The sequence below is a fragment of the Luteimonas deserti genome, assembly GCF_013425765.1.
Lineage (GTDB): Bacteria > Pseudomonadota > Gammaproteobacteria > Xanthomonadales > Xanthomonadaceae > Luteimonas > Luteimonas deserti.
Genome location: NZ_JACCJZ010000007.1, coordinates 1 through 4984, shown reverse-complemented (window position 1 = coordinate 4984; position 4984 = coordinate 1). Strand labels below are relative to the sequence as shown.

2 protein-coding genes are annotated in these 4984 nt (G+C 68.6%); both read right to left on the bottom strand.

All coding sequences use genetic code 11. From position 1 onward, the window contains the following. A partial coding sequence (locus tag H0E82_RS02875) for a methyl-accepting chemotaxis protein (RefSeq protein ID WP_180543549.1) occupies window positions 1–1898 on the bottom strand: 1898 nt, incomplete at its 3' end. 142 nt (window positions 1899–2040) lie between these two features. After that, entirely contained in the window at window positions 2041–4221 is a 2181-nt protein-coding gene (locus tag H0E82_RS02870; protein ID WP_180543547.1) for a methyl-accepting chemotaxis protein, read from the bottom strand. Window positions 4222–4984: the final 763 nt, after the last annotated feature.

The following is a 4984-nucleotide window of genomic DNA, read 5'->3' as shown; positions in this document are numbered from 1 at the left end:
ACCGAGGTCACGATCTCGCCCATGGTCTTGCCGGCCTGCGCGGCGAGCGCAGCGCCGCTCTCCACCTTGCCGGTCGAGTCGTCGATCAGCTGTTTGATCTCCTTGGCCGCCGCCGCGCTGCGCTGTGCCAGGGTGCGCACCTCGCTGGCCACGACCGCGAAGCCGCGCCCCTGCTCGCCGGCACGCGCCGCCTCCACCGCCGCGTTGAGCGCGAGGATGTTGGTCTGGAACGCGATCCCGTCGATGACCGAGATGATGTCGGCGATCTTGCGCGAGGACTGCTCGATGTCGCTCATGGTCTGCACGACCTGGCCGACGACGTCACCACCCTGCGACGCGACCGAGGCCGCGCCGATCGCCAGCTGGTTGGCCTGGCGGGCGTGATCGGCGTTCTGGCGCACGGTGGAGGTCAGTTCCTCCATCGAGGCGGCGGTTTCTTCCAGATTCGCCGCCTGCTGTTCGGTCCGACGCGAGAGGTCGTCGTTGCCGGCTGCGATCTCCGACGACGCGGTGCCGATGGCGCCCGACGCCGCCTGGATGCGCCCGACGATGCCGGTGAGCTGGGCGACGGTGGCATTGGCGTCGTCACGCATCTGCGCGAACACGCCCTGGAAGTCGCCGTCCATGCGCACGGTGAGGTCGCCGTCCGCGATCGCCCGAAGCAGGCGGGACAGTTCGCCCAGGTTGCGATCACTGGTCGCCATCATCGCGTTCAGGCCTTCGACCATCGCGCGGAAGTCGGCGCGGTAGGCGGTCTCGTCCCCGCGCAGGCTGAAATCGCCGAGGGCGGCGGCGGCCGAGAGGCGGCGGATCTCGCCGTTGATCGCAAGCAGGCTGGCTTTGGCGGCGTCCATCGCCTCGTGCAACATGGCACGGCTGCCGGGCAGGCGGCGGGCATCCCGGGTCAGATCGCCGTTGGCGTACTCCTGCAGCACGTCGATCGCATCGACGATCGCGTCGAGATGCTCGAACATCATCGTATTGACGCCCCGGGCCAGCTCGCCGTAGATCCCCGGGAAATCCTCGGGCATACGATGTCCGATATCTTCGGCCTCGTGCTTGCGCGTCATCTCGCGCACCTGCCCGGAGAAGCGCTCCAGCGTATGCACCATCTCGTCCGTGGCCTTGAGCATCTGGCCGATCTCGTCGGCGCCGTGCACCCCGGTCCGCACGGTGAGGTCGCCTCGCGACACGCCGCGCACGGCCGCCAGCGCCCGGTTCACGGATTCGAGCACCGAGGCGCCGATGGCGCCGCCGATGAGCAGGTTCAGCAGCACCAGCAGGCCGCCGGCGGCGGTCATGATGCCGGTGAACTGCATCGCCTGCATTTGGGTGTCGTCGAGGTAGACGCCGGTGCCGATCACCCAGCCCCACGGGGCATACGCCGCGGCGTAGGATGTCTTCTGCACGGGATCGGGCTCGCCGGCCTTGGCCCAGGTGTAATCGACGAAGCCGCCGCCGGCCTGCGCGACGCGCACGAACTCCGGAAAGATCGCCTTGCCGTCGGGGCTGAGCACCGTCTCCAGTGGCTTGCCGGTGAGGTCCGGTCGCATCGGATGCATCAGCATCGTCGGCGCTTCATCGGTCACGAAGAAATAGTCGACACCGTCGGACGCCTGCATGACGCGCAGAATTTCCAGCGCGCCGGCCTTTGCGGTCTCGAGATCGATCTCCCCGGCCTCGGCGCGCGCGGCGTACTGCTCGATTACGCCCATTGCCATCTCGGTCTGCGCGCGCAGCCCGGCCTGTCGGGTGTCGTTGAGGTCGACGAACTGGAGCCGTGCGGCGACGATTGCCAGCAGTACGATGCCGACCGCAACGAAGGCGGTCTGCATCAGGAACTTGCGCTTCATCGGAAGATCCGACAGACGGCGGTAAAGGGCGTGCTTGAGCAACATCGATGACTCGTTCAATGGCGGGGGCTGCCTCCCTTAGCGGCCGCGCAGCCGGCTTCTGTGACGGGATCATGAAAAAATGCGCGCTGGGTCGCGTTCCACGCAGGCAGGCGGGCAGGTGACGGCACCCGCCTGCCTCCCGTGCTCAACCGGCGTGGGCCAGCGCGACCGGCCGCAGGACCTTCTGAGCCGGCGCATGCGGGCGCGGCGCCACCGGTGATGCGGCGGCCGCGTCGAGCCGGAACACGGCAACAGTCGCAGCCAGGGCAGCGGCCTGCGCTTCCATTGCGCCGGCGGCCGCGGACGCTTCCTCCACCAGCGCGGCGTTCTGCTGGGTGGTTTCGTCCATGTGGGTGATGGTCCGGTTGACCTGCTCGATGCCCGAGGCCTGTTCCTGCGAGGCCGCGGCGATCTCGGACATGATGTCGGTGACGCGCTGCACCGAGGTCACGATCTCGCCCATGGTCTTGCCGGCCTGCGCGGCAAGTGCCGCACCGCCTTCCACCTTGCCGGTCGAGTCGTCGATCAGGCTCTTGATCTCCTTCGCCGCCTGCGCGCTGCGCTGGGCGAGGGTGCGCACTTCCGAGGCGACGACCGCGAAGCCGCGTCCCTGCTCGCCGGCACGCGCCGCCTCCACCGCCGCATTGAGCGCGAGGATGTTGGTCTGGAAGGCGATGCCGTCGATGACCGAGATGATGTCGGCGATCTTGCGCGAGGACTGCTCGATGTCGCTCATGGTCTGCACGACCTGGCCGACGACGTCGCCACCTTGCGAGGCGACCGTGGCTGCGCCGATCGCCAGCTGGTTGGCCTGGCGGGCGTGATCGGCGTTCTGGCGCACGGTGGAAGTCAGTTCCTCCATCGAGGCTGCGGTCTCTTCCAGATTCGCGGCCTGCTGTTCGGTACGCCGCGAGAGGTCGTTGTTGCCCGAGGCGATCTCCGACGATGCGGTGCCGATGGCGCCCGATGCCTCCTGGATGCGACCGACAATGCCGGTGAGCTGGGCGACGGTGGCATTGGCGTCGTCGCGCATCCGCGCGAACACGCCCTGGAAGTCACCCTGCATCCGCTGGGTGAGATCGCCTTCGGCGATCGCACGCAACACCCGCGAGACATCGCCCAGGTTGGCGTCCGCCGTTTCCATCAGCTGGTTGAGTCCGTCGACCATGGCGCGGAAGGCGTATTCGAATCCGGCGGCGTCGCCGCGCTCGCTGAAGTCGCCGCGCGCGGCGGCATCGACCAACCGGCGGATCTCGCCATTGATCGCGACGAGATTGGTCTTGACCGCATCCATCGTTTCGGTGATCACCGCCTTCTCGCCGGGCAGGCGCTCCATGTCCTGCGACAGATCGCCCACCGCATAGCGCCGGGCCAGATCGATCACCTGCATCTTCACCGCGAGTTGCGCGGCCACGAGCTCGTTGGTGCCCGCCACCATGACACCGTAGTCGCCCGGCAAGGCCGCGGCGTCCATGCGGTAGCTGATCGCACCGGCCGCGTGGGCCTCGGCCATGGCGCGCTGTGCGGCGATCACTGCGCGGAGCTGGTCCTGCATGCGCGCCATGGCCTGCAGCACCCGGCCGACTTCATCCCGACGGCCGGTAGCGATGGTGCCGGCCAGGTCGCCGCGGCTGACCCGCTCGGCGGCCTCGAGGGTCGCATGCAGCGGCCGGGTGATGCTGCGCGTCAGCGCCAGGGCGATGATCACGCCGGCGACGAGTGCCAATCCGGTGAGAACCAGCATGAACGTCGCGAAGCCGTCGGTGGCGTCGACCGCCGCGACCGCCTCCTGCTGGTTCTTGCCTTCCTGCAGATCGATGAAGGCGTTGATGCGGGCGAGCCAGGTCACGAAGGCCGGCGCGGCCTCGCTCATCAGCACCTGCTGGGCGCCTGCGATGTCGCCGGAGGCGCGCAGGGCGCGGACCTGGGCGGCCAGGGGCAGCGTGGTGGCCTCGATCGCCTGGATCTCGGCCAGGATCGCCGCCTCCCGGGGATCCGTGGACTGGTCCACCAGCGCGTCGAGCGGCGCGGCCGACGCCGCATAGAACGCCGCCAGTGTCTCGATCTGGGCTTCCGCGGCCAGGACGTCGTCCCGGCTCTCGGCGAGGACCACGTCGCGCAATGCGATCGCGCGGTCGTGCACGCTGCCCCGGAAGTTGATCGCGTGGCGCTGTTTGACGCTGTTGATGTCGTTGATGGTGTGCAGGCTGTCGCTGATGCGCCCGACACGCTGGATGCCCACCGCGGACAGCAGCAGCATCAGGGCGATCAGGATGGAGAATCCGACAGCCAGGCGCTGTCCGATCCGAAGTTGGCCAATGTGCATGGTGGTCTCGTGCTTGGACCCGTCGCGTACGCGTTACCTCGAACCGTCGGGTGTTCCGGTCCGGATGGGATAACGGCGTCGAAACCATGCTCTGAGCAGTGAAGAATGGAACGATACGTCTGGGTCTATCCGCAGATCCAGATGGCCCGGAATCACGTAAGCAAGCGCGCGGCGTTCTGTATCATCTCCGCTCACCGGCGCCCCGCCGGCGGTCGCACGTTGCGCCGACTGCATGCCCCAGAGGGGCGAAGAAACGGGAGGCCGGCGCGGGTCGCCGCGTGGAGCGGCGTTGCGCTGCAAGCGAGGCACACCGCGAATCGGAACCGAGGACGAGCGCCAGCCGCACGACGTCCGGCGTCAGTCCGCCTCCTCGCGGAGCGCTCCCTCGACCAGATCGCAATGCGCTCGCGCAGTTGCTCGGGCAGACATCGCGCTCGAGTGAATCGAAATGGACGACGGACACACGCCAGAGCTCGCTACTCTCTGGTGGAGGGCTGCCGCCCGTCGATCCTCGAACGGTTTGGCCGTGCGGCCTTGTCCGGGGGCCGCATTGCGCGCAAGGGGCCGGCGCGACGCCGCCCCGTGCGCACATCGCTCAGGCGAAGACCGCGCGGCGCGGCGCGTCCATCGAACGCTCCGGTGTGAAGCGGTCGCTACCGCCATCGATTCGGAACACGGACACCGTCTGCGACAGGGCCGCGGCCTGGTCCTGCATGGCGCGGGCGGCCGCCGTGGCTTCCTCCACCAGCGCGGCGTTCTGCTG